We start from the raw sequence: 3,771 nt of genomic DNA on the forward strand, positions 1-3,771 counted from the left end.
ATTTCGCCGTTTTTATCATTGATTAGATCGTCGTCGATCCAAATTTGGAGGGTTTTACCGCCGCGACCGATGCCGTCGGTGTAGGTAAAGTTTAATATATTAGACTTTACAACGCAAAATTTTTTGTTTTGCGAGTTGAATTTTAGTACTGATTTTTGGATAGCCCTGTCGGTTACACCCAAAATCTCCGCGGCTTGTTTAGAATTTACCCACATTACGCTACCTTGATGCCGTCTTTTTCGAGTATTTTTTTGGCTTTTTGGCTTATGTAGCCTTTGTAGAAGCTGCTTAAGCTTAGGCCTCTCATTGCGCAATAGTCTTTTAGGTCGTATTTTAGCTTTTCTTTTACGGCCTTTGCGACCGGTTTTACCCTATATCCTGGCATTTTTACTCCTTTTAAATCAAATTTTATTGTTAAGCGGATATTTGTAAGCCCTCTGGTATCATTATTTCGCGACCAAGCGAAATTTAACTCAAAGGACTTACAAATGACTAAAGAGGAAATTCAACTCGAACTTACAAAGATCGTTTTTCAGGTCAAAAAGCCGGAGTCCGGCCATTTAGACAAAGCGACGCAAGAAATACTGGACGTTTATAAGCAAATAGGCGATTATCTCAGCTCACTTGAACAAGAGAAATTCGATAATAAGCCGCCAAAAGCTTAATGATCCTCGCTTGGTCGTTACTTTCGGACTCATCACAGTGCTTATCTATGATAGCTACTAACTCTTTTACCGTATCCAAGGTCTTATCTTTTTCTTTAGCGCATTGCATGCGAACTCCTTATAAGGTAATTTATCCGCTTAACAATAAGATTTCAAATAACATTTAGAAAATTTTAATCTTTTTATAGATATTATCTTTCTAAATATGTTTGTAATTATAGTCTAATTAATTAGATTTGTCAAGGGGATATTATGGACTTAGCTCAAAAAATTAAACTTTTACGCTCTGAAAAGGGCTGGACGCAAGAAGAATTAGCAAAAAAATCGGGCGTGTCGATCCAAAGCATTAAACGTTATGAGACCGGTATAGGTGAAAATATCACAACATCAAACCTAGAAAAAATTGCAAAAGTTTTTGATGTAAAAAAATCATATTTTTTAAATGATGATGAAGGTTCGTTAGTGGTTCGTAAGTCTAATGGAAATTTAGTTCGTAAGTCGTTCGTTAGTCACGAAAATTTGTCCCCTAGTGCCTCAAATCTTAAAAAATCAGATAAATCTTACGAAAATGAAGAAGAAAATGAAATCATAGCCATACCGTACTTTGAAGACACTTACGCCAGTGCTGGAGATGGCGTCATTGACTATGATGAATCGCCGATAACCCTAGATTTTAATGAGGGATTTTTGCGCGGCTTTTTGGGCATAAAGGGCGATCTAAGCTGCATTCATATCATAAATGCTCGTGGCGATAGCATGCAGCCTACGATCGACAATGGTGAGCTTCTTTTTGTTAGTGCTATAAGCGGCGGCAACGGTATAATTAGCGGTTATGTATATGTCGTAAATTACAGTGGCGACATCTACGTAAAACGCCTAGAGCGAGACCCAACAACGGGTGCGATAACGTTGGTCTCGGATAATCAAAACTATAGGCCCATTATCATAGAGGGTGAAAATTTGGAAAACTGCAATATAATAGGGCGTGTAGTGGCACACATTAGAAAAGGTACGATTTAAACGGCTTTTAAAAAGGTTTTAAAGGTGGTGTAAAATTTTGTAAAGTTTTTGTAAAGTAATGTAAAGTCAAATTTCGCCACTTTGATTTTGGATAAATCTGCTCTCAATACCTATTTTTAGGCACTCAGCTCAAATTTTCCCTCACTTTGATTTCTGACAAAACTTTACAGATTCGTGAAGCCTATTAAATATATATATTTTTGAATTAAAATCATTGTCTTCAATTAATTTTTTATAAAAATCAACTGTATTATCAGATGCTACTAATATCATAAATGCCCTTATTAATTCACTCTGCAATGTGTAAGTATCGTTATTTTCTTTTTTAACATTTTCAGTAACTTCATCAATAATTTTATATACATCATTCGCAAATTCTTTGTGTTGCTTGTCAAAATTTTCATCTTTTTTATATAATTCATTAAGTTTTATATGCAGTTCGTGTGCAATTTCTTTATTTTCTTCAGAAGATACATCAATGCTTTTTAGTTTATCTTCTAATTTTTTTATCATTTCACCATAGTCGTTGTAGCCTTCTTGATAAAAACTATCTTTAGATTTCAAATTATTGTTAGTGTGTTTTTTTACCATATCCCTAAATCTTCTATCTTATTAAGGTGATCGCCATACCACTGCATCAGCTTGACTCTTACATCATCCTTTGCCATCTTGCGCTGGTAGTGTTCTTTTATTTGATTTTTCTCTTTATGTGCCAGACTAGCCTCGATCGCTTCCTCTGTTACGCCATATTTTAACAGATCCGCTTTGTTCAAAGTGCAAATGGTCCTAAACACCGATCTAAAGCCATGTGCCGTTGCTAGCCCTTTGTGTTTATTTTTGTACCCCATGTTCTTTATTGCTTTATTTATAGTTCCGCTTGCAATATGACCCGTTTCCGCTTGTATGCTAGGAAAAACATATATACTATTCTGACTATACCTAAACTGTTCTTCTAAAATTTTAAGGGCATAAGTGTTTAAAAATGCATGGTGGGTTTCTCTCATTTTCATTTCAGTAGGTCGTATAGTCCAAATCCCGTTTACCATATCAATATCTTCCCATTTAGCCTCGGCCGTATTCCCGGCTCTATTGCCTGTAAGTATTTGTAGGTAGATGGCCCGCTTTGTATTAAGCTCAACGGTGTTATTGTTTTTCAAATCTTGGATAAACTCTTTTATCAAATCATCATCTATTAGCGCAGGATGTCTTGTATCAATTCCATTTTTCTTATTAAACAATTTAGCTGTTGGAAAATCTTCACTCAAATACTGCGTCGGATCGAGAGAAATATAGCCGTCTCTACAAGGTGTTTTAAAAATATCTTTCAGATACCCTATTATTCTGTGGATCGTCTCAAGTCTTGATTTGTTGGGGTTATTTGGATTAAAGATGGGCGTTAATAAAGATTTTAAGTCCGATGCCTTTATATCTTTTACGTCTTTGGTAGATAGCGAGGGCAGTATATACGTATCTAAGCGACTTTTGATTTTTACATAGTAGCTCTCAAGAGTTATGGCCTTTTTTTGATTTAGCCATTCGTTGGCTAAATTACCAAAAATATACTTACTGCTTTTGTGATCAAGGCTTTCTAAACTCTTGCCCTGTTCTAGGTTGTTCAATATGCCTAATGCGTCTTTTCTTGCCTCTTCTACGCTATAAATGCCAGGTCTAAAGTCTTTTAGCTTTTTCCGCTTCTTGTCTTTTAGCCTAATGAAAAAACTTTTAAGCCCGCTTGGGTTAATGGAGATGTATAGTTCTTTTGGGGCTCCTACAGCCTTAATATACTCTTTGTCTTTTGGGTCAAGTTTTCTTATATCCCGATCTGTTAAATAGTTTCTTGAAACATTGGCCATTTTATCGACTTCTTACCTAATAAATATTTCTTACCTAATTTCTTACCTTTTAAAACTACAACGAATTATATTTGAGTAAAATTAAAAAATACCTAAATGCGTATAAAAGTGCCTTTTATAGGGTGTTTATTGAGTAAAATTAAACCGAAATGAATATTAAGAATAGGTGAAAATGGGGATAAATGGTGGCCCCGAATGGACTCGAACCATCGACCACTACCATGTCAAGGTAG

At 35.3% G+C, this 3,771-nt stretch carries 6 protein-coding genes; 2 read left to right on the top strand and 4 right to left on the bottom strand.

The window, feature by feature from the left end; translation table 11 throughout:
- Both Q0546_RS05745 and Q0546_RS05750 read right to left on the bottom strand, forming a co-directional pair.
- A partial coding sequence (locus Q0546_RS05745) for a hypothetical protein (RefSeq protein ID WP_298791348.1) occupies positions 1-215 on the bottom strand: 215 nt, incomplete at its 3' end.
- On the bottom strand, positions 215-385 hold the full coding sequence (locus Q0546_RS05750; protein WP_298791350.1) for a hypothetical protein: 171 nt from the start codon (positions 383-385) through the stop codon (positions 215-217). The genes Q0546_RS05750 and Q0546_RS05745, both read right to left, overlap by 1 nt.
- 103 nt (positions 386-488) lie before the next feature.
- Between Q0546_RS05750 and Q0546_RS05755 the strand changes: the two genes are divergently transcribed.
- Complete coding sequence (locus tag Q0546_RS05755; protein WP_298791352.1) at positions 489-665, top strand: hypothetical protein; 177 nt, start codon at positions 489-491, stop codon at positions 663-665.
- Positions 666-917: 252 nt separating this feature from the next.
- A complete protein-coding gene (locus Q0546_RS05760; RefSeq protein ID WP_298791353.1) occupies positions 918-1,685 on the top strand; it encodes a LexA family transcriptional regulator in 768 nt (255 codons plus the stop codon).
- Between the two features lie 141 nt (positions 1,686-1,826).
- On the opposite strand, the gene Q0546_RS05765 is transcribed toward Q0546_RS05760, so the two are convergent.
- Together Q0546_RS05765 and Q0546_RS05770 are read right to left on the bottom strand one after the other, a co-directional pair.
- Complete coding sequence (locus tag Q0546_RS05765; protein ID WP_298791356.1) at positions 1,827-2,276, bottom strand: hypothetical protein; 450 nt, start codon at positions 2,274-2,276, stop codon at positions 1,827-1,829.
- Entirely contained in the window at positions 2,270-3,538 is a 1,269-nt protein-coding gene (locus tag Q0546_RS05770) for a site-specific integrase (protein WP_298791358.1), read from the bottom strand. Before Q0546_RS05770 ends, Q0546_RS05765 begins: the two co-directional genes overlap by 7 nt.
- Positions 3,539-3,771 lie beyond the last annotated feature (233 nt).

Origin of the sequence: uncultured Campylobacter sp. (assembly GCF_937997465.1) — a bacterium.
GTDB lineage: Bacteria > Campylobacterota > Campylobacteria > Campylobacterales > Campylobacteraceae > Campylobacter_A.